Below are 24149 nucleotides of genomic sequence, written 5' to 3'. Positions count from 1 at the left end.
GCACGCGGGCGTGGACTTACTTCGTGTTCACGTTCGCGGCGGCAACCGCCGTCATGTTGATGATCCGGCGCACGGTCGCGGCCGGCGTCAGGATGTGAGCCGGCTTCGCTGCGCCGAGCAGGAACGGGCCAACCGTCACGCCTTCGCCGCCGACCATCTTCAGCAGGTTGTACGCGATGTTTGCCGCTTCGACGTTCGGCATGATCAGCAGGTTCGCTTCGCCCGACAGGGTCGTGCCAGGGAAGGCCTGCTTGCGGATCATTTCCGACAGCGCCGCGTCGCCGTGCATTTCGCCGTCGACTTCGAGGTTCGGTGCGCGTTCGACGATCAGCTTGCGAGCCTCGCCCATCCGGCGCGACGACGACGACGGCGCGCTGCCGAAGTTCGAGTTCGACAGCAGTGCAGCCTTCGGCGCGATGCCGAAGCGCTCGATCTCGGCCGCGGCCTGGATCGTCATGTCGGCGAGCTGTTCGGCGCTCGGCAGCTCGTTCACGTACGTATCGCACACGAACAGGTTGCGGCCCGGCAGCATCAACAGGTTCATCGCTGCAAAGTGCTCGGCGCCCTTCGCGCGGCCCAGCACCTGCTCGATGAACTTCAGGTGGCTGTGGAACGTGTCGATCATCCCGCAGATCATCCCGTCCGCGTCGCCCAGGTGCACGAGCATCGCGCCGATCAGCGTGTTGAACTTGCGCATCGCCGCCTTCGCGACTTCCGGCGTCACGCCGTCACGCGCGCCGATCTCCTGATACGCCTGCCAGTAGCGGTGGTAGCGCGCATCGTCTTCCGGATCGACGATTTCGAAATCGGTGCCGGCCTTCAGCTTCGAGCCGATCTTCGCGAGGCGCATGTCGATGACCGACGGACGGCCGACGAGGATCGGCTTCGCGATCTTTTCCTGCAGCACGAACTGCGCGGCGCGCAGCACGCGCTCGTCTTCACCCTCGGCGAACACGATGCGGGCCTGCTTCTGCTTCGCGGTCGCGAACACCGGGCGCATCACCATGCCGGTGCGGTAGACGGTCGCACCGAGCTGCTCGCGGTATGCGTCCATGTCCTGGATCGGGCGGGTGGCAACGCCCGAATCCATCGCGGCTTGCGCGACGGCCGGCGCGATCTTGATGATCAGGCGCGGATCGAACGGCTTCGGAATCAGGTAGTCCGGCCCGAATTCGAGCGAGTGGCCTTCATACGCCTTCGCGACTTCTTCGCTCTGGTCGGTTTCCTGCGCCAGCTCGGCGATCGCGCGCACGCATGCGAGCTTCATTTCTTCCGTGATCGTCGTCGCGCCGACGTCGAGCGCGCCGCGGAAGATGAACGGGAAGCACAGCACGTTGTTGACCTGGTTCGGGTAGTCCGAACGGCCGGTCGCGACGATCGCGTCCGGGCGCACGGCCTTCGCGTCTTCCGGGCGGATTTCCGGCTCCGGGTTCGCGAGCGCCAGGATCAGCGGGCGGTCGCCCATCGTCTTGACCATGTCCTGCTTCAGCACGCCCGCGCTCGAGCAGCCGAGGAACACGTCCGCACCGACGATCGCGTCGGCGAGCGTGCGTGCGTCGGTGGTCGCCGCGTAGCGCTGCTTCGACGGGTCGAGGTTGCCGCGCCCTTCGTAGATCACGCCCTTCGAATCGGCGACGAGGATGTTCGCCTTGGTCAGGCCGAGGTTCACCAGCAGGTCCAGACACGCGATCGCCGCAGCGCCCGCGCCCGAACACACGAGCTTCACTTCGGACAGCTTCTTGCCGACGACCTTCAGGCCGTTCAGGATCGCAGCCGACGCGATGATCGCGGTGCCGTGCTGGTCATCGTGGAAGACGGGGATCTTCATGCGCTCGCGCAGCTTCTGCTCGATGTAGAAGCATTCCGGCGCCTTGATGTCCTCGAGGTTGATGCCGCCGAGCGTCGGCTCGAGCATCGCGATCGCCTCGACGAGCTTGTCGGGGTCGGACTCCGACAGTTCGATGTCGAACACGTCGATGCCCGCGAATTTCTTGAAGAGGCAGCCCTTGCCTTCCATCACCGGCTTCGCGGCGAGCGGGCCGATGTTGCCGAGGCCGAGCACGGCGGTGCCGTTCGTGATGACGCCGACGAGGTTGCCGCGCGACGTGTACTTCTGCGCGTCGAGCGGATCGGCGTGGATCGCTTCGCACGCAGCGGCGACGCCCGGCGAATACGCGAGCGACAGATCCAGCTGGTTCGACAGCGGCTTGGTCGGGGTGACCGAAATCTTGCCGGGTTTCGGGTTCAGGTGATAAGCCAGTGCGGCCTGCTTCAGTTGTTCGTCCATGATTGACCTGCGAGAGACATGCGAAATATTGACGGTTCAGTACGCTGCACCTTCGGCCGCGTCTGCTTGAATCGAGAGGGTGATCGACTGCGAGACGGCACGCGACGCGCCGGGTCGGCACGCCATCGAACCTTGGCGGGTGGCAAGAGGAAAGTACAAAGTACTGAACGATTTCTAAGGGTCGCCTAGTGTACACCCCCTAAATGACGCATGTTGGTGCAGCGCCGCATCCTCCGCATCAGCGCGCGAGCGGTCAGACCCCAGTTGTTTCGCCGGTGGTGAGCCACGGGGCGAACCCGCGCGAATTCCGCCGAAAACCGGCCTGAATCGGGTAAAATAGCGGGCTACGCGCGCAGCGATGCGATTGGCCCTCCGATCGCGCCCCGGCCCCCTGGGCAGGTTCCCCTTGCTGCGCCACCGGGCCCGCGCCCGCTCTTCGCTCATCACCCAAGGAATGCCCATGACAGGCTACGATCGTCAGTCGATCTCGGATACGACCGCCAAAATCCTGCTCGAAGTACAGGCAGTGCACTTCAATGCAGAAAAACCGTTCATCTTCACGTCCGGCTGGGCAAGCCCCGTCTATATCGACTGCCGCAAGCTGATTTCGTATCCGCGTGTGCGCCGCGCGCTGATGGAAATGGCGGAAACGACGATCATGCGCGACGTCGGCTTCGAGCAGATCGACTCGGTGGCCGGCGGCGAAACGGCCGGTATCCCGTTCGCGGCATGGCTGGCCGACCGGATGATGGTGCCGATGCAGTACGTGCGCAAAAAGCCGAAGGGTTTCGGCCGTAACGCGCAGATCGAAGGCCATCTGGAAGAAGGCTCGCGCGTGCTGCTCGTGGAAGACCTGACGACCGACAGCCGCAGCAAGATCAACTTCGTCAACGCGCTGCGTACCGCGGGCGCGACGGTGAACCACTGCTTCGTGCTGTTCCACTACAACATCTTCAAGGAAAGCGTGTCGGTTCTGAAGGACATCGACGTCGACCTGCACGCGCTCGCCACGTGGTGGGACGTGCTGCGCGTCGCGAAGGCGTCGGGCTACTTCGAGACGAAGACGCTCGACGAAGTCGAGAAATTCCTGCACGCACCGGCCGAGTGGTCGGCTGCGCACGGCGGCGCGACGGCCCCGAAGGAATGACGCCGCGCCGGCCCCCAGGCCGGTGTCCTGGCTGAACAAGCCGCCCGCTTCATCGCGGGCGGCTTTTTTTTCGTCCGTCGATTCGTGCAGAAAGCGATCGCGACCACGGGTCGCGGCGTGCATCGCTCATCGAACCCTAATGCTAGACTTGATCCATCGCTGCCATCAGCTGCGCGGGCAACGCACAACGCCAACAACGCCGGAAGCATCGGTCCGGCCTACGTGACGGGAGAAGCGCCATATGCGTGTGGATCGCCGGATCACTCCGCCTGCGCCAGCGGGTCGCCCGTCGCCGCTCCTCGCCGCCCTCCTTTACGCCGCCCTCCTCACTGCCCTGCCCGCGCATGCGGAAGGCGCGTTCACCGTGACGAGCGACGACCTGACGCCGGGCGGGCGCGTCCGCGCCGCGAACGTGTTCGACCGCGGCGACTGCAAGGGCGGCAATCACTCGCCGCAGCTCGCCTGGCACAACCCGCCGCCCGGCACACGCGGCTACGCGGTCACGCTCTTCGATCCCGACGCGCCGGGGCACGGCTGGTGGCACTGGGCCGTGGCAGGCATTCCGGCAACCGTCACGAGCCTGCCCGCCGACGCGAGCGCGTCCGGCTTCCTGCGGCGCATCGGCGCGAGCGAGGCGCGCAACGACTTCGGGATCGACGGCTACGGCGGCCCGTGCCCGCCGCCCGGCAAGCCGCATCGCTATGTGATCACCGTCTACGCGCTCAAGGGCGACGACCTGCGCGTCGCGCAGGGCCGCCCCGCGCCGATGTTCGAGCACGAGATCGGCACGCTGGCGATCGGCACCGCACAACTCACGGTCAACTACGGGCAATAGCGAGCGTCGGGCGTCGGGCCTTGCGCGTCGCCGCACTGCGATTGCCTGCCGCCGCGAAATTCCGTCCGCCGCACCCGCGCGTTTTCCCGTCATTTCGGCTTGCTAGACTCGTCGTCACCGGTCGCGGCGCCACGCCGCGCATCCGTCGCGCCGCCCGCCGGCGACGCGTGACGCGGCGCACCTGCGGTCCGCCGTCCCCGTTCCTTTCCGGAGAACGCCTCATGTCGAACATCGTCATCGTCTATCACAGCGGCTACGGTCACACGCAGAAACTGGCCGAGGCCGTTCACACGGGCGCGCAGGACGCCGGCGCGACCGTGCGCCTGCTCGCCGTCGGCGACGTCGACGACGCGGGCTGGGCCGCGCTCGACGCAGCCGACGCGATCGTGTTCGGCGCGCCGACCTACATGGGCGGCCCGTCGGCGCAGTTCAAGCAGTTTGCCGATGCGACGTCGAAAGCGTGGTTCACGCAGAAATGGAAAGACAAGATCGCCGCGGGCTTCACGAACTCCGCGACGATGAACGGCGACAAGTTCTCGACGATTCAATATTTCGTCACGCTGGCGATGCAGCATGGGATGGTGTGGGTCGGCACGAGCCTGATGCCGGCCAACTCGAAGGCGGCCACGCGCAACGACATCAACTACCTGGGCGGCTCGACGGGCCTGCTCGCGCAGTCGCCGGCGGACGCGACGCCCGACGAAGGCCCGCTGCCGGGCGACCTCGAGACCGGGAAGGCGTTCGGCCGGCGGGTCGCCGAAGCGACGGCCCGCTGGGTCGCCGGCCGCAGCTGAGCACGCCCCGGCGCCCGCGCCGCCGGGCGCCAAAGGGACACAAGACGGCCCGCCGGCCGTCTTTTTTTCGCCCCGCGCGGTGCAGGCCCGCCAGATGACGTCTTAAAATGGCGGTTTCAGGGCGCGGGCCCCCGTTTCATTCAGTGAGAGCGAAATGAGCACCAAAGTTTTTGTCGACGGCCAGGAAGGCACGACCGGCCTCAAGATCTTCGAATACCTGTCGGCACGCAGCGACATCGAGATCCTGCGCATCGATGAAGCGAAGCGCAAGGACGTCGAAGAGCGCCGCCGCCTGATCAACGCGTCGGACGTCACGTTCCTGTGCCTGCCGGACGTCGCATCGCGCGAATCGGCCTCGCTCGTCGAGAACCCGAACACGACGCTGATCGACGCGAGCACCGCGTTCCGCACCAGCGCCGACTGGGCGTACGGCCTACCGGAACTGACCCGCACGCAGCGCGAGAAGATTCGCACGTCGAAGCGCATCGCCGTGCCGGGCTGCCACGCGTCGGCCTTCGTGCTCGCGATGCGTCCGCTCGTCGATGCGGGCATCGTCGCGCCGACGTTCGCCGCGCACAGCTACTCGATCACCGGCTACAGCGGCGGCGGCAAGTCGATGATCGCCGACTACGAAAACGCGGCGCCGGGCGGCAAGCTCGCGAGCCCGCGCCCGTACGCGCTCGGCCTCACGCACAAGCACCTGCCGGAAATGGCCGCGCACACGGGCCTCGCGAACCCGCCGATCTTCACGCCGATCGTCGGCCCGTTCCTGAAGGGTCTCGCGGTGACGACCTACTTCACGCCCGAGCAGCTCGCGAAGCGTGCGACGCCGCAGGACGTGCAGCGCGTGTTCGCCGAGTACTACGCGGACGAAGCATTCGTGCGCGTCGCGCCGTTCGATGCGGACGCGAACCTCGACGGCGGCTTCTTCGATGTGCAGGCGAACAACGACACGAACCGGGTCGACCTGTTCGTGTTCGGCAACGAAGAGCGCTTCGTCACGGTCGCGCGCCTCGACAACCTCGGCAAGGGCGCGTCGGGCGCCGCGATCCAGTGCATGAACCTGAACATCGGCGCGGCCGAGGACGCCGGTCTCAAACGCTGATTCAGCACCGTATGCAATGCAAAGCCGGCCACTGGCCGGCTTTTTATTTACCCGTATCGGGCAATATATAAAAAATTCCGGATCGCGCATTTACAATTATTTACAAGCTTTCCATTGCGCGATTACCAGTGAATTAATTCCGCCTCTTCTTTATCCAGTCAATCCCGAATAGGGATATACCGGATACCGCCGCTTTAAACGCTGCCGTTATACGCAGGAAGGCTCTCCGCCGGCCTGCCCGGCGTCGCACATCCCCCACTCCGGCAGCTTCCGGCGGCCCGCCTCACGTTTAAATTCTTACCGAATGCCGTGTCAGGCAAGGGCGCAAAACACGATACCCGTTTCAATCGCCTTTTTTAGACGGGTTCATCAATTGACAGCAAAAATCAAGGCGGCGACATTAGCTCGCACAATTAAACGATTGGAGACAGCGGCATGTCGCACACCTTATCGAAGGGGGTGGCAACGGCCTTTGCCATTGCCCCTTTCCTGGTTGCATGTGGAGGGGGAGATTCCGGCGGCGCAGTCGCGCCGATCAACGCGCCCCAATGTTCCGGTTCCAGCTGCGGCACGCAAGGGCCGCCGCCGTCGCAGCCCGTCAACGGCTCGCTGTGCCCGGCCGACGCCGACATCGTGAAGAGCACGTATCTCGGCGGCGCCGGTAGCGGCGAGATCGTCAGCGTCAACATCGACGCCGTGGCGATGACCTACACGCTCAAGTGGCTCGAATCGCCGATTCCGCTCGCGACCGGCACGGTCACGCCGAGCCGCGCCGGCACGACGATCACCGGCGCGGTCATGCACCCGCCGGCCGGCACGCTGCCGACCGCCGAGCAGACGCGCTGCGCATTCATCCTCACGCCGGGCACGGGCAAGGCGCCGAGCGGCGCCACGTACTCGACGGCCGCCGACTTCAACCAGGCGAACCCGCCGATGCTGCTGGTCGGCATGGGCGTCGCGGGCGGCGGCATTCCGGGTGCGACGGTCCAGTACGACGGGCTGACGATCGCGCTCGGCCCGGTCGTGCTCTACCAGAACGTCGGCCAGGTGCCGAAGCGCCACTTCGACTTCTATCCGTTCCTCGGCTTCGCGAACACGACGACCGACATCACGAAGCTGCCGGGCACGTACAACGCGCTGATCTACCACCTCGTGCCGTCGGGCAACTACGCGACGAAGGGCACGAACTCGAGCGAGACGTTCGACGGGAACGGCGCCTGCACGTCGACGAGTTCGGGCGGCTGCCAGACGACCGGCAACCCGTGGACCGCGAACACCGCGAACGGCGGCTACTTCGACAGCACGAAGGCGCCGCAGACGCTGCCGCAAACGCAGTTGCCGCTCATCGGCGCGACCGGCAAGTCGGCGACCGCGCACATGGTGATCGGCCAGCTCAACGGTGCGACGGTGCCGGTGATCGTGCGTACGGGCAACGTGAACCTCGGCACGGCGCCGCTGCATACCGATGCGCAGGTCGACGACGAATCGGGCATCGCGGTGCTCGGCGCGGCGACGGCAATCACGTCGGGCACGATCGACGGCGGCTACGCGGGTGCGGACTCGAACTTCAAGTACACGGCGGCCCTGATCCGCGGCGGCAACGCGTCGTTCATCAACCCGAGTACGCAGGTCGAGGAAGACGGCTTCACGCTCGACTACGGGCAGACGACGCCGGGCCTGCTGAACGCGGCGACGACGCCGCCGAGCGGCGCGAACTACCCGTCCGCATCGGGCGTGGTGATCGCGACGGGCGGGCTGTACGCGGCGCTGATCCAGGGCACGGTGAACGGCGGCGTCACGTCGACGTCGGCGAACTCGACCACGTCGTCGACACCGTACTTCGGCGTGGGCGCGCAGATCAGCAAGTAGAGCGAACGAGGACGCGACGGCGGGCTGGCCGCCGTCGCGGAACGCACGAGCGCGCGCGGCACGGCGCAGGCAGGACGAGCACAACCAACAGAAGCGGCCGACAGGGAGCTGGCCGCCGCACAAGACAAATCTGGAGGAGCAACATGAAGCGCAACCTCATTCTGGCGGCGGCCCTTGCCGCCCCCCTTCTTTCCGCCTGCGGCGGCGGCAGCGACAATCCGCCCCCGCTCGTCGAAGACCGGCTCTGTCCTGCCACGCTCGACTACAGCACCGTGTTTACGGGTGGCGCGGGCAGCGGCGAACTCGCGAAGGTCCAGCTCGACACGACCAAGATGACCTGGCAGGTCACCTATGTCGAATCACCGGTGCCGCAAACGACCGGCACCGTCGTGCCGACCCGCGCGGGCACCGTCGACAGCGGCACGCTCACGCAGGAAACGCTGCTGCCGACCAACAAGCTGAACCAGTGCGCGTTCCGCCTGAACGGCGCGAGCCTCGATCCGTCGCGCCCGGCGCGCATCTTCGTCGGCATGGGCGTCGCGGGCGGCACGATTCCCGGCAAGGAAATCCAGTTCAACGGCGTGCTCGGCCAGGCCGCGGTGCCCGACACGAAATTCCCGTACTACCCGTTCATCGGCTTCTCGTCGATCGAGACCGACATCACGAAGGTGGCGGGCACATACAGTCATACGGGCTTCGGTGAGGTGCCGTCGCAGAAATTCGCGCCGGCATCGATCGACGCGAAGGTGACGATCAACGCCGACGGCAGCTGGACCAAGTGCGACACGACCGGCCAGTTCGCCGGCGGCGCGTGCACGCAGCAAGGCACGAACTTCGTGCAGTCGGCGGACGGCAGCGGTGCGTTCCAGTCGAACAACTACGCGAGCCAGCTGAAACCGACGCTGTCGGCGACGCCGCAGGGCAAGGGCTTCATGATCGTCGGCAAGCTGCGCAACCAGCTCGTGCCGATCCTCGTACGCACGGGCGTCGCGAACCCGAACCCGACGCCGAACAGCAACGGCGTGCCGGGCCTCACCGCCGACGACGAATCGAGCATCTCGATCCTCGCACCGCAGACGACGATCGCAGTCGGCTCGCAGAACGGCGAGTACATCGGCGTCGACAGCCAGTTCGACTACCGCACCACCGCGCTGACCGACAAGCAGGCCACGCTGCTCGATCCGTTCAACGCGTCGCAGGCGTCGCTCGCGACCGCGCTCGATCTCGACTACACGCAGACGGTGCCGGGCACGGTCACGACGATCCATACGGGTGCCAGCAGCACGACGCCGACCGGCAAGTTCATCTTCACGGGTGGCGTGTTCGGGTTCCTCGACAACGCCGGATCGACGCCGTATTTCACGATCGGCGCGTTCGTCCAGTAAGCGGAGGGGGAAGCCGTGATGAAGAAAACCCTTCTCTGCGCGGCGGCCGGCGCCGCCGTGCTGGCGCCGCTCGCGGCGCACGCGCAGAGCGCCGGCAGCAACGTCGTCACGCTGGGCTGGTTCCACGTGATGCCGCAGCAGAGCAGCACGCCGATGACGACCAACGTCGCGCCGACGCCGATCAACACGCCGCTGCGGCTGCCGCCGTCGTTCACGTCGCCGGGCACCGGGCTGCGCACGAGCGGCGCCGACACGGTCGGCCTGACGGTCAGCCACTTCCTCACCGACCACATCGCGGTGACGTCGGTGGCCGGCGTGCCGCCGGTGTTCAAGGTGTCGGGCCAGGGCACGATCAGGCCGCCCGGCCCCGCCGGCGCGCTCGGCACGCAGAACATCGGGCTGGCGTCGGTCAACCCGATCGTGAAGAGCGTGCGGCAGTGGAGCCCGGCGATGCTGCTGCAGTACTACTTCGGCGCGGCGACCGCGAAGTTCCGGCCGTTCCTCGGCCTCGGCGTGTCGTACAACTGGTTCAGCGACCTGCAGCTCAACTCGAACTTCATCAAGCAGACGCAGGACAACCTCGGCGCGATTCTCGCGGCGGGCGCGGGCAAGCCGGGTACGACATCGGTGGAAGCGAAGGCGTCGTCGTCATGGCAGCCGGTGTTCAACGCGGGCCTGCAGTACAACATGACCGAGCACTTCGGGCTGATCGCGTCGGTGACGTACATTCCGCTGAAGACGACGTCGACGGTGACGATCAAGGCGGCCGACGGCACGGTGCTCTCGGAGTCGAAATCGGACCTGAAGGCGGACCCGATCATCAGCTACGTCGGGATGACGTACAAGTTCTGAGCGCCGCGACGGACGACGAATGGAAGGCCGCGACAAAATCGCAGGCAAAAAAAAGCCCGCCTAAGAGGCGGGCTGAATCCATATCAGAGGAGACATGGAGGAGACAGGTGCAACTATAGCGAATCGGTTTCCGCATTGCAACATTTCCGTAGAGAAAATAAGGATTTTCCCTCGAATGCCGCCTCTAGATGGCGTTCATTGCATCTGACCCCGCCCTGTTTACCTGGTCGAGCACCTCGCCCAGCGCATCGCGCAGCAGTGCGACAGGCCGCACCAGACGGCCCGGCAGCGCGCCGTGCACGATCCACACGTTGATCCGCGTCTCCAGCCCCACCGTTTCCACCACCCTCAGCGCATCGCGATGCGCGCTGCGCGCCAGCGCGTTCGGCGCGGCAATGCCGATGCCCGCGCCGCGCGCGACGAGCGACAGCTGCAGCTCGGAGCCGAACGCCTCGACCGCGACATCGAACGGCAGCCCGGCCGCGCCGAGCGAGCGGCTCAGCGCCGAACGCATCCCGCAGCCGTCCTGACTCAGCACCCACGGATAACCCGACAGCGTATCGATCGACAGCGGACCGTCCGGCAGCGGATAGTCGCGCGCGGCAACGAGCACCGTCGGCTGCGTGCCGAGCAGCGTCGACGTGAACGCATCGGGCAGCGCCGCGCTGGCCGGCACCATCACGGCCGCGACGTCGAGCGCGCCGCGCTCGACGCCCTGCATCAGCGCCGGCGACCAGCCGGCCGTCACCCGCAGCGTCAGGCGCGGAAACGCGTCGCGCAGCCGGTCGATCGGCTGCTCGAGCGCCAGCTCGGACAGGAACGGCGGCACGCCGATGCGCAGCTCGCCCGACGGCTCGCTGTCGGGCGCACCCGCCGCCATCAGTTCGTCGACCGCGCCCAGCACGTTGCGCGCGAGCGCGTAGACGTCGCGCCCGGCGGCGGTCGGCTTCAGCGGCTTGCTTTGCCGGTCGAGCAGCGGCATGCCGAGCAGCGTTTCGAGGTTCTGCACGCGCCGCGTCAGGCCCGGCTGCGTCAGGTGGAGCTTCGCGGCCGCGGCGACCATCGACCCGCTGTCGACCACCGCGACGAATGCCTGGAGATCACGCGTATTCAAAACAAACTCGCATAATCATGTTAGAGATATTTCAATTGTCGCATAAACATCGGACACCTACGATGGGTACTCCTACGACCCACTCGCCAGGTTTCCGATGAACTGCCCCGCCAACCCTTGCCCCACCGCCATTCGCACGTCCGCCGGCGCGCCGCCCGCGCTGAGCGCGGGCATGACGCTGTTCTTCGCCGCGACGGTCGGCGTGATCGTGATGGACCTGTTCGCCGCGCAACCGCTGACGGGCCCGATCAGCGCCGACCTGCACCTGCCGCCCGGCCTGACCGGCCTCGTCGCGATGCTGCCGCAGCTCGGCTACGCGGCCGGGCTCGTGCTGCTCGTCCCGCTGGTCGACCTGCTCGAGAACCGCCGCCTGATCGTCGTGACGCTGGCTGCCTGCGCGGCCGCGCTCGCGCTGCCCGCGTTCACGCGGTCGGGCACCGTGTTCCTGTTGGCGACGCTCGTGGCCGGCGCCGCGTCGAGCGTGATCCAGATGCTCGTGCCGATGGCCGCGTCGATGGCACCCGAGGCGCAGCGCGGCCGCGCGGTCGGCAACGTGATGAGCGGGCTGATGCTGGGCATCCTGCTGTCGCGGCCGCTCGCGAGCCTGATTGCGGGCTCGGCCGGCTGGCGCGGGTTCTACGTGCTGGCCGCGCTCGCGAACGCCGCGATCGCCGTCATACTCGCGCTGCGCCTGCCGTCGCGCACGCCGTCGATCACGGCCGGCTACCGCGCGCTGCTCGCATCGATGGGGCGCCTGCTGGCCGACGAGCCGGTGCTGCGCCGGCATGCGCTGTCGGCGGCGCTCGCGATGGCCGCGTTCAGCGCATTCTGGACCGCGGTCGGGCTGCGGCTCGCGCAGCCGCCGTTCGGCCTCGATCTGCACGGGATCGCGCTGTTCGCATTCGCCGGCGCCAGCGGCGCGATCGTCACACCGCTCGCGGGCCGTGCCGGCGACCATGGCCACGGCCCGGCCGCGCAGCGGATCGCACACGGCACGATGCTCGCGGCGCTCGTCGTGCTCGGCATCGCGGGCGCCGGCTGGTTCGGCTTCGACGCGCCTGCGCATCGCGGCGTCGCGCTCGCGCTGCTGGCCGGTGGCGCGGCGCTGCTGGACGCGGGCGTCATCGTCGACCAGACGATCGGCCGCCGCGAGATCAACCTGCTGAACCCGGCCGCACGCGGCCGCCTGAACGGGCTGTTCGTCGGGTTGTTCTTCATCGGCGGCGCGCTCGGTGCGGTGCTCGCAGGCGGTGCGTGGGCCTGGGGCGGATGGAGCGCGGTGTGCGGCGTCGGGTTCGCGTTCGCCGGCACGGCCACCGTCTTCGGGCTCTCGGCCGGACGCGGGGCCGGCGCAGCGGCGTTGACGCGCCCGCGGACGTAAACCCGGCCCGAAAAGCCGAACGCCCCGCCCTCTTGCGAGGGACGGGGCGTTCGGCGCGCCGGTGTCAGTTCGAAATCAGTGACGGACTAGTGCCATCATCGCGCCGAAGCCGACGAACAACCCGCCCGTCAGCCGGTTGAAGATCTTCGCGACGCTCTGGCTCTTCAGCGTCGCGCCGATGCGCGTGCCGAACGACGCGTAGACGAGATACCAGCTCACCTCGATCACCGCGAACGTGACGACGAGGACGCCGAACTGCGGCAGCGTCGGTTCGGCCGCGTTGATGAACTGCGGCAGCAGCGCGGCCGCGAACAGGATCGCCTTCGGGTTGCTGCCCGCGACCAGGAAGCCGTTGCGGAACAGCGTCCCGCGCGATGCCGGCGCGGCCTGGCGCGACACGGTTTCGACGTCGGCGGCAGGCGCATCGTCGTCGACGCGTGCGCGCCACGCCTTCACACCGAGGTAGACGAGGTAGGCCGCGCCCGCGTAGCGCAGCGTGTTGAACATCGCCGGCCAGGCTTCGAGCACCGCGCCGAGGCCCGCCGCCGACACCGACAGCATCAGCACCAGCGCGCTGAGACAGCCGGCCATCGTCCACGTCGAACGCCGCAGCCCGTGCCGCGCGCCGTGCGTCATCACCAGCAGCATGTTCGGGCCCGGAATCGCCGACACGACGAACACCGTCGCCACGAAAAGCCACCACGTATGCAAGTTCATGCTCGCCTCTGCCTGGATGAAAGGGAAAACGAAACGTCGATTATGCCAATGCGCCGGACTTCTGTCGCGCGACGGATCAGCGGCCCGCGCGGCGCAGCGCGACTTCGCCGAGCACCGCGAAATCCTGCTCGCCGCCGCCGTGCGCGAGCGCGTCGAGCAGGTTGTCGCGCACGACGCTCGCCACCGGCAACGGCACCGACACGGCGTCGCCGGCCTCCAGCGCGAGGCGAACATCCTTCAGCCCGAGGCGCGCCTTGAAGCGCGCGGGCTCGTAGTGCCGCTCGGCGATCATCGAGCCGTAGCCTTCGTAGACGGGGCCCGGAAACACGCTGCCGGTGATCACGTCGAGGAAGTCGCGCATCGCGACGCCGTGCGCGCCCAGCAGCGCGGACGCCTCGCCGAGCGTCTCGATCGCCGACGCGAGCGTGAAGTTCGCGGCGATCTTCGCGACGTTCGCGTGCTGCGGCAGCGAACCGAACCGCCAGGTCTTCTGGCCGATCGCGTCGAACAGCGGCTGCACGCGGTCGATCGCCTCGGCCGGGCCGCCCGCCATGATCGTCAGGCGCGCGGCCGCCGCGACATCGGGCCGCCCCATCACCGGCGCGGCGACGTAATGGATACCGCGCGACGCATGCGCGTGCGCGAGCGATTCGGCCAGCGCGACCGACACCGTCGCCATGTTGACGTGGATCAGGCCGCGTGGCGCCTGCGCGAGCAGCGCATCGTCGAAGATCGCGCGCGCCGCGGCGTCGTCGGCCAGCATCGAGAACACCGCGTCGCCGCGAAACGCGTCGGCCGGCGTGTCGACGATCTGCGCGCCGAGCGCGGCGAGCGGCTCGGCGCGCTCGCGCGACCGGTTCCAGACCCGCACCGTGTGCCCGGCCTTCAGCAGGTTCGTCGCGATTGCCTGCCCCATTTCGCCCAGCCCGATAAATCCGAGATCCATTTCCCGCTCCTTCGCTCCGTGAAGCGGGGAGTTAACCACAGATGCGTGGCATCTGCAGGGCACGCGGCCACCCGTGCGCGGTGCCATACTGCGCGCATGGCGACCGCGACCTTCCGCTTCCACGACGAACTGAACGCCTTTCTCCCGCGCGCGCAGCGCGACCGCGCGTTCGGGCACGCGTGCGCGCGCGATGCGACGGTGAAGCATGCGATCGAGGCGCTCGGCGTCCCGCATACCGAAATCGGCCGGCTCTGCGTGAACGACGCGCCGGCCGCGCTCGACCGGCCGCTCGACGACGGCGACCGGGTCGAAGCCTTTCCGGAACGCGCGCAATCCACGGTGAACGGGGCTACCGCGCCGCAGCCGGCGCAATGGCGCTTTGTCGCCGACGCGCATCTCGGCGGCCTCGCGCAACTGTTGCGCCTCGCGGGCTTCGACACCTGCTACGACAACCACTACCGCGACGACGAGCTCGCGGCGCTCGCCGCGCGAGAGGGCCGGATCGTGCTGACCCGCGACCGCGAGCTGCTCAAGCGGCGCGCGGTCGAGCGCGGCTGCTACCTGCACGCGCTGCAGCCGTCCGATCAGCTGCGTGAACTGTTCGAGCGGCTCGATCTCGCACCGCACATGCGGCCGTTCCGGCTGTGCCTGCGCTGCAATGCCCCGCTGCATCCGCTCGACGCGGCCGCCGCCGCGCCGCGCGTGCCGGCCGGCGTCCGGCAGCGGCACCGGCGCTTCGCCGCGTGCGACGTATGCCGGCGCGTGTTCTGGGAAGGCTCGCACTGGCGGCGCATGCGCACGGTGGTCGACGCGATGCGCGCGTCGCCACCGCCGCCGGCCGGCGAACGCGACGCCTGAAAAAACAAAACCCCGCATGCGTGAACATGCGGGGTCTCGCGACTGGCGGCCGGCGGTGCCGGCCCCGGGCGAAGCGCTTAGTTTGCTGCGCCTGCGTCGTTCGTACCGGCTGCCGATGCAGCGGCGGCCTTCGCCTTGCCCTTGGCCGAACCGTGGTGCTTCAGCTGGTGCTTCGGCTTGCTGTGATCCTTCTTGGCCGGTGCCGGAGCTGCTGCCGACGTGTCGGCTGCCGGCGCGGACGCCTGTGCGAATGCCGAAACCGATGCGAGTGCGAATGCTGCGGCGATGATCGAAGCGAGCGTCTTCTTCATTGTTCTTCCTTTAGCGGAGAAAAAATCAAACGTACCGGTAAGTAAAGATGCGAGGCATTCGCATCGGAGCCCCAGGCCGCGAGGCCGGCTTTCGCCGTTCCGTCGCGACAAAACCTGACGCACTGGTTCCATAACGCACCGCGTTCGCGGCAAGTTGACACGTTGCTTGCGCCCCTCGGGTTTCCCCGGGGGCGCACGCGTGTTCCCGTGCCGGCGACCGGTCCGGCCGCCGCCGCGGCGGCGCCGCAAACCTGCTCGCACGCCATCGGGGCGGCGCTTATACTGGCGTCCATCCGTCCCTTTCCCCGGAAACCGGATCGCGGCCGGTCACCAGACCGCCGCCGTCTCGAGGCGCTCAAATTGCCCGATCACAATCTGGACAAACTGAAGATCGACCGGCGTCCGCTCGCACCGGCGCCCCGCCGGCACCGGTGGCTGCGCTATGCGGTCGCCGCCGCGGTCGTCATCGTCGCGATCGCCGCCGGCCTCGCGCTGACCGGCCGGCCGGCGGTCGAAACCACGACCGTCACGTCCGCCTACCCGTACCAGAACGACACGCAACTCAATGCGACCGGCTACGTCGTGCCGCAGCGCAAGGCCGCGGTCGCGTCGAAGGGCCAGGGGCGCGTCGAATGGCTCGGCGTGCTCGAAGGCACGCGCGTGAAGAAGGACGAGATCATCGCGCGCCTCGAAAGCCGCGACGTCGAGGCCTCGCTGGCGCAGGCGCTCGCGCAGGTGAAGGTCGCCCGTGCCAACCTCGGCGTCGAGCAGGCCGAACTGAAGGACGCCGAGATCGCGTTGCGCCGCACCTCGGTACTCGCGCCGAAGGGCGCCGTGCCGGCCGCGCAGCTCGACACCGACACGGCCCGCGTGAACAAGGCGCGCGCGTCGGTCAACAGCGACCAGGCTGCGATCGCGTCCGCCGAGGCCAACGCGCAGGCCGCGCAGGTCGCGGTCGACCAGACGGTGATCCGCGCGCCGTTCGACGGCATCGTGCTCGCGAAGCACGCGAACGTCGGCGACAACATCACGCCGTTCTCGTCCGCGTCGGACAGCAAGGGCGCCGTCGTGACGATCGCCGACATGGACACGCTCGAGGTCGAGGCCGACGTCGCCGAATCGAATATCGCAAAGATCCGCGCCGAGCAGCCGTGCGAGATCCAGCTCGACGCGCTGCCCGACACGCGCTTCGCGGGCCGCGTGTCGCGCATCGTGCCGACCGTCGATCGCTCGAAGGCCACCGTGCTCGTGAAGGTGCGCTTCGTCGACCGCGACGACCGCGTGCTGCCCGACATGAGCGCGAAGATCGCGTTCCTGTCGAAGCCCGTGTCGGTGCAGGACCGGCAGCCCGTGACGGCCGTGCAGGCGAGCGCGGTCGTCGAGCGCGACGGCCGGCCGGTCGTGTTCGTCGTGAAGGACGACACCGTGCACGCGACGGCCGTGACGGCCGGCCTGCGGATCGGCGAACTCGTCGCGATCCGCGGCGTGAAGCCCGGCGACTCGGTCGTGCTCGCGCCGGGCGCGAAGCTGAAGGACGGCGCGAAAGTGACCGTCGCGAAGAAGTAGCGCGCGCGTGAACGACGCCCCGTCACCCCTCGTCGAGCTCAGCCACGTCGCGAAGTCGTACCGGCGCGGCAACCAGATCGTGCCCGTGCTGACCGACATCACGCTCGATATCGGCGAAGGCGACTTCGTCGCACTGATGGGGCCGTCCGGCTCCGGCAAGAGCACGCTGCTCAACCTGGTGGCCGGCATCGACCGGCCCGACAGCGGCGAGCTGCGCGTGGGCGGACTCGACATCTCGCTGCTCGCGGAGGCGCAGTTGGCCGAATGGCGCGCGGCGAACGTCGGCTTCATCTTCCAGTTCTACAACCTGATGCCGGTGCTCACCGCGTTCGAGAACGTCGAGCTGCCGCTGATGCTCACGCACCTGTCGCGCCGCGAGCGGCGCGAGCGCGTCGAACTCGTGCTCGACATGGTGAACCTCGGCGACCGGACGAGCCACTACCCGTCCGAGCTGTCGGGCGGCCAGCAGCAGCGCGTCGCGATCGCGCGCGCGCTGATCACCGATCCGGTGCTGATCGTCGCCGACGAGCCGACCGGCGACCTCGACCGCGCGTCGGCCACCGACGTGCTCGCGATGCTGCAGCGGATGAACGCCGAGCTCGGCAAGACGATCATCATGGTGACCCACGACGCGCACGCGGCCGGCGCCGCGCGCTCGCTCGTGCATCTGGAAAAAGGGGAACTGATCGATGGGCACGCCGGCTGACCGGCTGCGGGAGCGCGCGCGATGTACGTGCTGAAGCTGATCGCGCGCAATGCGCTGCGGCACCGGCTGCGCACGCTGCTGACCGTGCTCGGGCTGACCATCGCGGTACTGGCGTTCGGGCTGCTGCACACCGTGGTCGACGCGTGGTACGCGGGCGCGGCAGCCGCGTCCAGCGGGCGGCTCGTCACGCGCAACGCGATCTCGCTCGTGTTTCCGCTGCCCGTGAGCTACGAGAACCGGATCCGAGGCGTCGACGGCGTGACGGCCGTGGTCCGCTCGAACTGGTTCGGCGGCATCTACCGCGACCCGAAGAACTTCTTCGCGAGCTTCGCGGTGTCGGACAACTATCTCGACCTGTATCCGGAATTCATCATCCCGGCGCAGCAGCGCGCCGACTACAACCGCGACCGCCGCGGCTGCCTCGTCGGCCGCCAGCTCGCCACGCAATTCGGCTTCAAGATCGGCGACGTGATCCCGCTCAAGGGCACGATCTATCCCGGCACGTGGGATTTCGTCGTGCGCGGGATCCTCGACGGTCGCGACGACTCGACGATCACACGCCAGCTGGTGTTCCACTGGGACTACCTGAACGAGACGGTGCGCCAGCGCACGCCGAAGCAGGCCGACCAGGTCGGCGTATTCGTGCTCGGCGTCGCGAACCCCGACGACGGCGCATCGATCGCGCGCAACGTCGACGCGGTGTTCAAGAACTCGCTCGCCGAAACGCTGACCGAGACCGAGCAGGCGTTCCAGCTCGGCTTCGTTGCGATGTCGAACCAGATCATCGCGGCGATCCGTCTCGTGTCGTACGTCGTGATCCTGATCATCATGGCCGTGATGGCCAACGCGATGGCGATGAGCGCGCGCGAACGCACGGCCGAATACGCAACGCTGAAGGCGCTCGGCTTCGGCCCCGGGTTCCTCGCGCTGATCGTGTTCGGCGAATCGGTCGTGATCGCGGTGGCCGGCGGCGGGCTCGGGATCCTCGCGACGCCGCCCGCCGCCAGCCTGTTCAAGCAGGCGGCCGGCGGCATCTTCCCGGTGTTCAAGGTGTCGACCGAAACGGTCATGCTGCAGGCCGCGTGCTCGGTCGCGGTCGGCTTCGCGGCGGCGATCGTGCCGGCGTGGCAGGCGGCGCGCGTGCGGGTCGTCGAAGGCCTGCGGGCGATCGGCTAGACCATGGCGATCCCGCTCAACTACATCGCGCGCAACCTGTGGACCCGGCGGCTCACCACCGCGCTGACCGCCGGCGGGATGGCGCTCGTGATCTTCGTGTTCGCGACGGTGCAGATGCTCGACGCGGGGCTCACGAAGACGCTCGTGTCGACCGGCGAACCCGACAACGCGGTGGTGATCCGCAAGGGCGCCGAAACCGAGATCCAGAGTTCGATCGACCACCAGCAGGCCAACGCGCTCGAGATGCACCCGGCCGTCGCGCTCGGCCCCGACGGCCGGCCGCTCGTGTCGAAGGAAGCGGTCGTGCTGATCTCGCTGGTGAAGACGTCGACCGGCAAGCCGTCGAACGTCGTGATCCGCGGCGTATCGCCGGCCGGCCTCGCGCTGCGCCCGCACGTGAAACTCACCGCCGGCCGCCTGTTCACGCCCGGCTCGTCGGAAATCATCGTCGGCAGCGCGATCGCGAAAGGGTTCAGCGGCACGCAGCTCGGCGACAGCCTGCATTTCGCGCAGCGCGACTGGACCATCGTCGGCATCTTCGACGCGGGCGGCAGCGGCTTCGATTCGGAGATCTGGGGCGACGTCGACCAGCTGATGCAGTCGTTCCGGCGCACCAGCTATTCGTCGATGGTGCTGCGCATCCCGAGCGCCGACGGCTTCGCGCGCTTCAAGGCCGACATCGACGTCGACCCGCGCCTCACCGACGAGGCGAAACGCGAACAGACCTTCTACGGCGACCAGTCGAAGGCGCTGTCGAAGTTCATCAACATCCTCGGCATCACGCTGTCGACGATCTTCTCGATCGCCGCGATGATCGGCGCGATGATCACGATGTATGCGTCGGTCGCGAACCGCGTCGCCGAGATCGGCACGCTGCGCGCGCTCGGCTTCAAGCGCACGAACGTGCTCGCCGCGTTCCTGCTGGAAGCGCTGCTGCTCGGCTTCGTCGGCGGCGTCGCGGGGCTCGCATGCGCGTCGCTGATGCAGTTCGCATCGTTCTCGACGACCAACTTCCAGACCTTCTCGGACCTGTCGTTCCGCTTCGTGCTGACGCCCGCGATCGTCGTGAAGACGCTGCTGTTCTCGCTGGTGATGGGGCTCGTCGGCGGGTTCCTGCCGGCAATGCGCGCCGCGCGCCTGAAGATTGTCGACGCGCTGCGCGCGCAGTGACGCGCGGCCCCTCCGTTCAGCGTTCGCGCGGCACCCATGCGCCGTGGAACCCGGCCGGCACACGGCGCGGCAGGTGCACGGTCGCGACCGGCCCCGCGTCGATCGCGCGCGCATCGAGGATCACCACGTCGCTCGTATCCGTCGCCGCGCGGTAGACCATCACCAGCAGCCAGCCGTCGTCCTCGTCGACGCCGCCCGGGCGCGGCACGAACACCGGCTCGCTGTTCTGGTCGCCGGGCGGCACCGCGTAGCGCGTCGTCGTGCCGCTCGCGTGGTCGAAGCGCATCACGCCGCGCATTTCCGCGTTGTTCGGCTGCTCGAGCGCATACAGGTAGCGGTAGCGGCGCCCCGTCCTGCTTTCGTTGATGCGCGGCATCTCGATGCCGCCGTCGGCGAGCGGCCCTTCGTCGATCAGCCCGTTCGCCGTATCGATCACGTAGCGCCACAGCTCGCCGACCGGGTTGTCCGCGAAGCGGCCCGTGGCTGCATCGAGCCGCAGGAACGACGGATAGCGCACCGCGTCGAGCACGATGCAGGACGCATCGCAGTCGTACGCGTTCACGACGTGCAGGATGAAGCACGGCTCGACACCGAACCAGCGCACCGCGCCACCGTGGCGCGGGAGCACGCCGATACGCGCGGGCCGGTCGTCGTGCCAGCGCAGCGGCATCCGGTGGCCCTGCTTCAGCAGCGAGAAGTCATAGCCGACATTCAGGTCGAGCAACAAGCTGCGGGTTTCGGTGATCGCGAGGTCGTGCATCATCGACGGCGCACTCAGCTCGATCTCGATATCGACGCGCTGCACGCCCTGCGCGTCGGCGACGCCATAGCGCAGCCACGGCGCACGCCAGTCCGCGCGAAACGCGATCAGCTCGCCCGTGACCGGATCGACCTTCGGATGCGCGGTCATCCCGCCACCGAAGCCCGCGTGCCGCGCCGACACGCCGAGCGAATCGAGCCCCGACGTGATCGCAAACGGCGCGCCGCCCTCCGACAGCGCGAGCAATTCGCCCGCATGCTGCAGCACGCTCACGTTCGGATTGGTGTCGGGCAGTTGCGGCGCCTCTCCCGGCGCATGCACGGCGGCCCAGCGCTGCGTACGTGCCCAGCGGTTCCGGTAGCCGGTCGCGCGGCCGCCTTCGAACGCGATCGCGTGCAGCATCGCGGCTTCCGGCCACCACGACAGCATATCGTTCCCTTCGAAGCGGCCGCCCGGCGGGTTCGGGCCGTTGCGCAGCAACGCGCCGTCGAGTTCGTGCGGGACGGTGCCGGTCACGCGCAGGTCGACGAGATCGACTTCGTCGGCAACCGGCGCGGCCGCGCCGCGGTTCAGATCGAATACGGTCATTGCTTTCGATGCTCCTGTCAGCAGTCTTCGGTGGACGGCGGCAGATCGCCGCGCGCCAGTGCGAGCGCATGGTCGCGCACGTCGTCCGGCCAGCCGGCGACCAGCTCGGCGAGCCGCGCCGGGTCGTTTGCATACAGCGCGCGCGCGGCCTCCTCGAAACCGGGCAGATCGCCCGCCATCGCCGACATGAAGTGGTACGCGCGCGCCTGCGCATCGCGGAGACGATCGGCCGCCGCATGCGTGCGCCGTGCGTCCTCGACGAGCTTGCGCAACGCGACGGACGCACCGCCCGGCTGCGCGGCCAGCCAATCCCAGTGACGCGGCAGCAGCGTGACCTCGCGCGACACGACGCCGAGCTTCGGCCGGCCACGGCCGCGCTGTTCGCCCGCGCCGGCCGGCTCGCCGGCGCCGCCGGGGGCATCGCCCGACGGCGGCGCGTAGCGCGCGCGGATCTCGTCCGCCGTGCCGCGCAGGTCGAGGTCGATCGAGCGGCCCGTCGCATCGTCGAAGATCAGGATCGTGCCGGTCATCGCATCGCCGGCCGCCTGCCGGACCGCAAGCGCGACCGTCGCGAGCGGGCCCGACGCGAGCCGCCGGTGGCCGTCGAACGCCGTATAGGAAGGAAGCAGTGTGGTGGTGGTCATCATGGTCGCCCGCAGGCTGGAATCGGAATGACGCTATTTTTATCCGGGTATAAATGGGATGTCAATATTATCCGGGTAAAATTTGTCGTCGGGGCGATCCATCCTTCGGGCGAGCACGACGCCGGTCAGATCGCCCTGGCCGGCATCGCGATGCCGCGCGCGCTTGCCAGCGCGTCGTCGAGCGACACATGCCCATCGAACGACGACGACGCCGGCAGCGGCAGGTTTTCCTCGATCGCCTGCGCGAACCGCACGCCTGCATCGTCGGCGAGCCGCGCACGCAGTGCGGCGATGCGCGGGAACGCTTCGGGCTCGAACACCGCGTGATAGTCGGCCCAGCGCGCAATTCCGGCGAAGTACGCGTCGACCAGCGTGCGCTGTGCGCCCAGCAGCCACGGGCCGTCACCGCGCTCGAGCATCGCCTCGAGCTGCCGGTGCGCCTTCAGCACCTTGCCGCGGCCGTACGCCTGCAACGCCGCTTTCTCGGTGCCCGCGGAGTCGTGTTCGTACACGTACCAGAGCGCACCGAACGCGTTGAAGAACGTCGTGTTCAGCCACGCGAGCATCCGGTTCAGCCGGTCGAAATCTGCGCTGCCCTGGCGGAACGCGAGGCCGCTGTCGAGCGCCTGCGCACCGATGTGGCCGAGGATCGCGAGGCTTTCGGTCAGCACGTCGCCGTTCGCGGTCACGAACGCCGGGGTCTCGGCGACGGGGTTCAGCGCGAGGAACGCGTCGCTCGTCACGGCGCCCGGCATCGAGATGCGCGACAGCCGGTACGGGCGGCCGATCCATTCGAGCGCAACGATCGAGCCGAACGAGCAGCCGGCGGGAATGCCGTAGAGAAGGATGGGAGACATCGGGAGATTCCGCAGAAGTTGAACGAGCGATCATGCTCCCACGGCGAACGATGGCGCAGTAGCCGCTAAAATCGAAACCCGTCGTTTCTCCATATGGACGCTGGAAGTGAACCTGAACGATCTCTACCTGTTCGTGCAGGCGGTCGACGCCGGCAGCATGTCGGCCGCCGCGCGCCGGCTCAACCTGCCGAAATCGACGGTCAGCAAACGCGTTGCCGAGCTCGAGCGCACGCTCGGCGCGCGGCTCGTGCATCGCACGTCGCGCAGCTTCCGGCTCACGCCGGTCGGCACCGAATTCTTCGAGCATGCCCGCGCGGCCGTGATCGAGGCCGAAAGTGCGCGCGACGCGGTGCTGCGGCAAGCCGCCGAGCCGGCCGGCGTCGTGCGGATCACGAGCTCGGTGCCGGTCGCGCAGCACATCCTCGCGCCCTGCCTGCCGGCGCTGGCGATCGCGCACCCGAAGCTGCTGTTGCAGATTCACGCGAGCGACCGCCTCGTCGACATCGCGCAGGAAGGCTTCGACATCGCGGTGCGCAGCCATTTCGCGCCGCTGCCCGATTCCGCGCTCGTGCAACGGCCGCTCGCGGCATCGCCGATTATCGCCGTCGCGTCACCGGCCTATCTCGCGCGTGCCGGCACGCCGAACGCGCCGGCCGATCTCGCGCAGCATGACGGGCTGCAACCAGGCCAGCAGCCGTGGCGGCTGCAACGCGGCGGCGACACCGTCGACGTGACGCCGCGCCTGCGCCTGCAGGCCGACGAATCGACGCTGCTGCTACAGGCGGCGACGGCCGGCCTCGGCATCGCGTGCCTGCCCGACTGGATCGCCGGCGCCGCGCTCGCGTCCGGTGCCCTCGTGTGCGTGTTGCCCGGCTGGTGCGCCGGCACCGTCACGACGACGCTGCTGATGCCGCACCGGCGCGGCCAGTTGCCCGGCGTGCGCGCCGCCGTCGAGTTTCTCGCGCAGCACGTGGCGCGCCATCACGGCACCCCTGCGGACGACGCACGTGCCTGAGCGATCGCCCGACCGATCGATTCAAATCATGAATCGATCAAGTCAGCAATTGGCATGAAGGCGCAA

22 protein-coding genes are annotated in these 24149 nt (G+C 68.3%); 14 read left to right on the top strand and 8 right to left on the bottom strand.

Annotated elements, in window-relative coordinates; translation table 11 throughout:
- Window positions 1–16: 16 nt before the first annotated feature.
- Window positions 17–2287 carry an NADP-dependent malic enzyme gene (locus BDO18943_RS23665; RefSeq protein WP_175024256.1) on the bottom strand — a complete coding sequence of 757 codons (2271 nt, stop codon included), beginning with the start codon at window positions 2285–2287 and terminating at the stop codon, window positions 17–19.
- A 460-nt stretch (window positions 2288–2747) separates the two neighbouring features.
- Between BDO18943_RS23665 and BDO18943_RS23660 the strand changes: the two genes are divergently transcribed.
- The 7 genes from BDO18943_RS23660 to BDO18943_RS23630 all read left to right on the top strand — a co-directional run bounded on the left by BDO18943_RS23660 (window position 2748) and on the right by BDO18943_RS23630 (window position 10274).
- Entirely contained in the window at window positions 2748–3434 is a 687-nt protein-coding gene (locus BDO18943_RS23660) for an orotate phosphoribosyltransferase (protein ID WP_006752465.1), read from the top strand.
- Between the two features lie 241 nt (window positions 3435–3675).
- The gene (locus tag BDO18943_RS23655) at window positions 3676–4269 is read left to right on the top strand and encodes a YbhB/YbcL family Raf kinase inhibitor-like protein (RefSeq protein ID WP_175024255.1); all 594 of its coding nucleotides are present in this window, start codon (window positions 3676–3678) and stop codon (window positions 4267–4269) included.
- Window positions 4270–4490: 221 nt separating this feature from the next.
- On the top strand, window positions 4491–5063 hold the full coding sequence (locus tag BDO18943_RS23650) for a flavodoxin family protein (protein WP_089449728.1): 573 nt from the start codon (window positions 4491–4493) through the stop codon (window positions 5061–5063).
- Between the two features lie 154 nt (window positions 5064–5217).
- Window positions 5218–6168: an N-acetyl-gamma-glutamyl-phosphate reductase gene (gene argC, locus BDO18943_RS23645; RefSeq protein WP_175024254.1), complete on the top strand. Its 951-nt coding sequence runs from the start codon at window positions 5218–5220 to the stop codon at window positions 6166–6168.
- Between the two features lie 435 nt (window positions 6169–6603).
- Entirely contained in the window at window positions 6604–8037 is a 1434-nt protein-coding gene (locus BDO18943_RS23640; RefSeq protein ID WP_175024253.1) for a DUF2957 domain-containing protein, read from the top strand.
- Between the two features lie 143 nt (window positions 8038–8180).
- Window positions 8181–9422, top strand: coding sequence for a DUF2957 domain-containing protein (locus BDO18943_RS23635; protein WP_175024252.1), 1242 nt, complete (start codon window positions 8181–8183; stop codon window positions 9420–9422).
- 18 nt (window positions 9423–9440) lie between these two features.
- Window positions 9441–10274, top strand: coding sequence for an OmpW/AlkL family protein (locus BDO18943_RS23630; RefSeq protein ID WP_175024251.1), 834 nt, complete (start codon window positions 9441–9443; stop codon window positions 10272–10274).
- Window positions 10275–10458: 184 nt separating this feature from the next.
- Here the strand turns inward: BDO18943_RS23630 and BDO18943_RS23625 are convergent, their stop codons facing one another.
- Window positions 10459–11388: a LysR family transcriptional regulator gene (locus tag BDO18943_RS23625; RefSeq protein ID WP_175024250.1), complete on the bottom strand. Its 930-nt coding sequence runs from the start codon at window positions 11386–11388 to the stop codon at window positions 10459–10461.
- Window positions 11389–11485: 97 nt separating this feature from the next.
- On the opposite strand from BDO18943_RS23625, the gene BDO18943_RS23620 reads away from it, so the two are divergent.
- Entirely contained in the window at window positions 11486–12769 is a 1284-nt protein-coding gene (locus BDO18943_RS23620; RefSeq protein ID WP_175024249.1) for an MFS transporter, read from the top strand.
- Window positions 12770–12844: 75 nt separating this feature from the next.
- Here BDO18943_RS23620 and BDO18943_RS23615 read toward each other — a convergent pair whose 3' ends face one another.
- Together BDO18943_RS23615 and BDO18943_RS23610 are read right to left on the bottom strand one after the other, a co-directional pair.
- The gene (locus tag BDO18943_RS23615) at window positions 12845–13486 is read right to left on the bottom strand and encodes a LysE family translocator (RefSeq protein ID WP_043185141.1); all 642 of its coding nucleotides are present in this window, start codon (window positions 13484–13486) and stop codon (window positions 12845–12847) included.
- A gap of 76 nt (window positions 13487–13562) precedes the next feature.
- The gene (locus BDO18943_RS23610) at window positions 13563–14519 is read right to left on the bottom strand and encodes an NAD(P)-dependent oxidoreductase (protein WP_260865424.1); all 957 of its coding nucleotides are present in this window, start codon (window positions 14517–14519) and stop codon (window positions 13563–13565) included.
- A gap of 9 nt (window positions 14520–14528) precedes the next feature.
- Between BDO18943_RS23610 and BDO18943_RS23605 the strand changes: the two genes are divergently transcribed.
- Complete coding sequence (locus tag BDO18943_RS23605; protein ID WP_175024247.1) at window positions 14529–15290, top strand: Mut7-C RNAse domain-containing protein; 762 nt, start codon at window positions 14529–14531, stop codon at window positions 15288–15290.
- Window positions 15291–15367: 77 nt separating this feature from the next.
- On the opposite strand, the gene BDO18943_RS23600 is transcribed toward BDO18943_RS23605, so the two are convergent.
- Complete coding sequence (locus BDO18943_RS23600) at window positions 15368–15601, bottom strand: hypothetical protein (protein WP_043185133.1); 234 nt, start codon at window positions 15599–15601, stop codon at window positions 15368–15370.
- Window positions 15602–15961: 360 nt separating this feature from the next.
- On the opposite strand from BDO18943_RS23600, the gene BDO18943_RS23595 reads away from it, so the two are divergent.
- Genes BDO18943_RS23595 through BDO18943_RS23580 form a run of 4 tightly spaced genes read left to right on the top strand, consistent with a single transcriptional unit; the run spans window position 15962 to window position 20219 of the window.
- Window positions 15962–17167 (top strand): efflux RND transporter periplasmic adaptor subunit, encoded by a 1206-nt coding sequence (locus tag BDO18943_RS23595; protein WP_175024246.1) that lies wholly within the window; start codon window positions 15962–15964, stop codon window positions 17165–17167.
- Window positions 17168–17174: 7 nt separating this feature from the next.
- Window positions 17175–17873: an ABC transporter ATP-binding protein gene (locus tag BDO18943_RS23590; RefSeq protein ID WP_175024245.1), complete on the top strand. Its 699-nt coding sequence runs from the start codon at window positions 17175–17177 to the stop codon at window positions 17871–17873.
- Between the two features lie 21 nt (window positions 17874–17894).
- The gene (locus BDO18943_RS23585) at window positions 17895–19049 is read left to right on the top strand and encodes an ABC transporter permease (protein ID WP_175024244.1); all 1155 of its coding nucleotides are present in this window, start codon (window positions 17895–17897) and stop codon (window positions 19047–19049) included.
- Between the two features lie 3 nt (window positions 19050–19052).
- A complete protein-coding gene (locus BDO18943_RS23580; protein WP_043185127.1) occupies window positions 19053–20219 on the top strand; it encodes an ABC transporter permease in 1167 nt (388 codons plus the stop codon).
- 16 nt (window positions 20220–20235) lie between these two features.
- Here BDO18943_RS23580 and BDO18943_RS23575 read toward each other — a convergent pair whose 3' ends face one another.
- From BDO18943_RS23575 to BDO18943_RS23565, 3 genes are all read right to left on the bottom strand, one after another.
- Window positions 20236–21567: a carotenoid oxygenase family protein gene (locus tag BDO18943_RS23575; RefSeq protein ID WP_175024243.1), complete on the bottom strand. Its 1332-nt coding sequence runs from the start codon at window positions 21565–21567 to the stop codon at window positions 20236–20238.
- Between the two features lie 17 nt (window positions 21568–21584).
- Window positions 21585–22211, bottom strand: a complete 627-nt coding sequence (locus tag BDO18943_RS23570; RefSeq protein WP_175024242.1) for a DUF2239 family protein — start codon at window positions 22209–22211, stop codon at window positions 21585–21587.
- Between the two features lie 125 nt (window positions 22212–22336).
- Entirely contained in the window at window positions 22337–23068 is a 732-nt protein-coding gene (locus tag BDO18943_RS23565; protein ID WP_175024241.1) for a glutathione S-transferase family protein, read from the bottom strand.
- 100 nt (window positions 23069–23168) lie between these two features.
- Here BDO18943_RS23565 and BDO18943_RS23560 point away from each other — a divergent pair, with 100 nt between their 5' ends.
- The gene (locus BDO18943_RS23560; RefSeq protein WP_260865382.1) at window positions 23169–24083 is read left to right on the top strand and encodes a LysR substrate-binding domain-containing protein; all 915 of its coding nucleotides are present in this window, start codon (window positions 23169–23171) and stop codon (window positions 24081–24083) included.
- The last annotated feature ends 66 nt before the right edge of the window (window positions 24084–24149 follow it).

This window comes from Burkholderia aenigmatica (assembly GCF_902499175.1).
GTDB lineage: Bacteria > Pseudomonadota > Gammaproteobacteria > Burkholderiales > Burkholderiaceae > Burkholderia > Burkholderia aenigmatica.
This window is presented reverse-complemented; position numbering and strand designations above follow the sequence as displayed.

Bases quoted from the DNA above. Each gene is read 5' to 3' on its own strand.
- BDO18943_RS23665 (WP_175024256.1), bottom strand. From the start codon at position 2,287: ATGGACGAACAACTGAAGCAGGCCGCACTGGCTTATCACCTGAACCCG.
- BDO18943_RS23660 (WP_006752465.1), top strand. From the start codon at position 2,748: ATGACAGGCTACGATCGTCAGTCGATCTCGGATACGACCGCCAAAATC.
- BDO18943_RS23655 (WP_175024255.1), top strand. From the start codon at position 3,676: ATGCGTGTGGATCGCCGGATCACTCCGCCTGCGCCAGCGGGTCGCCCG.
- BDO18943_RS23650 (WP_089449728.1), top strand. From the start codon at position 4,491: ATGTCGAACATCGTCATCGTCTATCACAGCGGCTACGGTCACACGCAG.
- argC (WP_175024254.1), top strand. From the start codon at position 5,218: ATGAGCACCAAAGTTTTTGTCGACGGCCAGGAAGGCACGACCGGCCTC.
- BDO18943_RS23640 (WP_175024253.1), top strand. From the start codon at position 6,604: ATGTCGCACACCTTATCGAAGGGGGTGGCAACGGCCTTTGCCATTGCC.
- BDO18943_RS23635 (WP_175024252.1), top strand. From the start codon at position 8,181: ATGAAGCGCAACCTCATTCTGGCGGCGGCCCTTGCCGCCCCCCTTCTT.
- BDO18943_RS23630 (WP_175024251.1), top strand. From the start codon at position 9,441: ATGAAGAAAACCCTTCTCTGCGCGGCGGCCGGCGCCGCCGTGCTGGCG.
- BDO18943_RS23620 (WP_175024249.1), top strand. From the start codon at position 11,486: ATGAACTGCCCCGCCAACCCTTGCCCCACCGCCATTCGCACGTCCGCC.
- BDO18943_RS23615 (WP_043185141.1), bottom strand. From the start codon at position 13,486: ATGAACTTGCATACGTGGTGGCTTTTCGTGGCGACGGTGTTCGTCGTG.
- BDO18943_RS23610 (WP_260865424.1), bottom strand. From the start codon at position 14,519: ATGGCACCGCGCACGGGTGGCCGCGTGCCCTGCAGATGCCACGCATCT.
- BDO18943_RS23605 (WP_175024247.1), top strand. From the start codon at position 14,529: ATGGCGACCGCGACCTTCCGCTTCCACGACGAACTGAACGCCTTTCTC.
- BDO18943_RS23600 (WP_043185133.1), bottom strand. From the start codon at position 15,601: ATGAAGAAGACGCTCGCTTCGATCATCGCCGCAGCATTCGCACTCGCA.
- BDO18943_RS23585 (WP_175024244.1), top strand. From the start codon at position 17,895: ATGTACGTGCTGAAGCTGATCGCGCGCAATGCGCTGCGGCACCGGCTG.
- BDO18943_RS23580 (WP_043185127.1), top strand. From the start codon at position 19,053: ATGGCGATCCCGCTCAACTACATCGCGCGCAACCTGTGGACCCGGCGG.
- BDO18943_RS23575 (WP_175024243.1), bottom strand. From the start codon at position 21,567: ATGACCGTATTCGATCTGAACCGCGGCGCGGCCGCGCCGGTTGCCGAC.
- BDO18943_RS23570 (WP_175024242.1), bottom strand. From the start codon at position 22,211: ATGACCACCACCACACTGCTTCCTTCCTATACGGCGTTCGACGGCCAC.
- BDO18943_RS23565 (WP_175024241.1), bottom strand. From the start codon at position 23,068: ATGTCTCCCATCCTTCTCTACGGCATTCCCGCCGGCTGCTCGTTCGGC.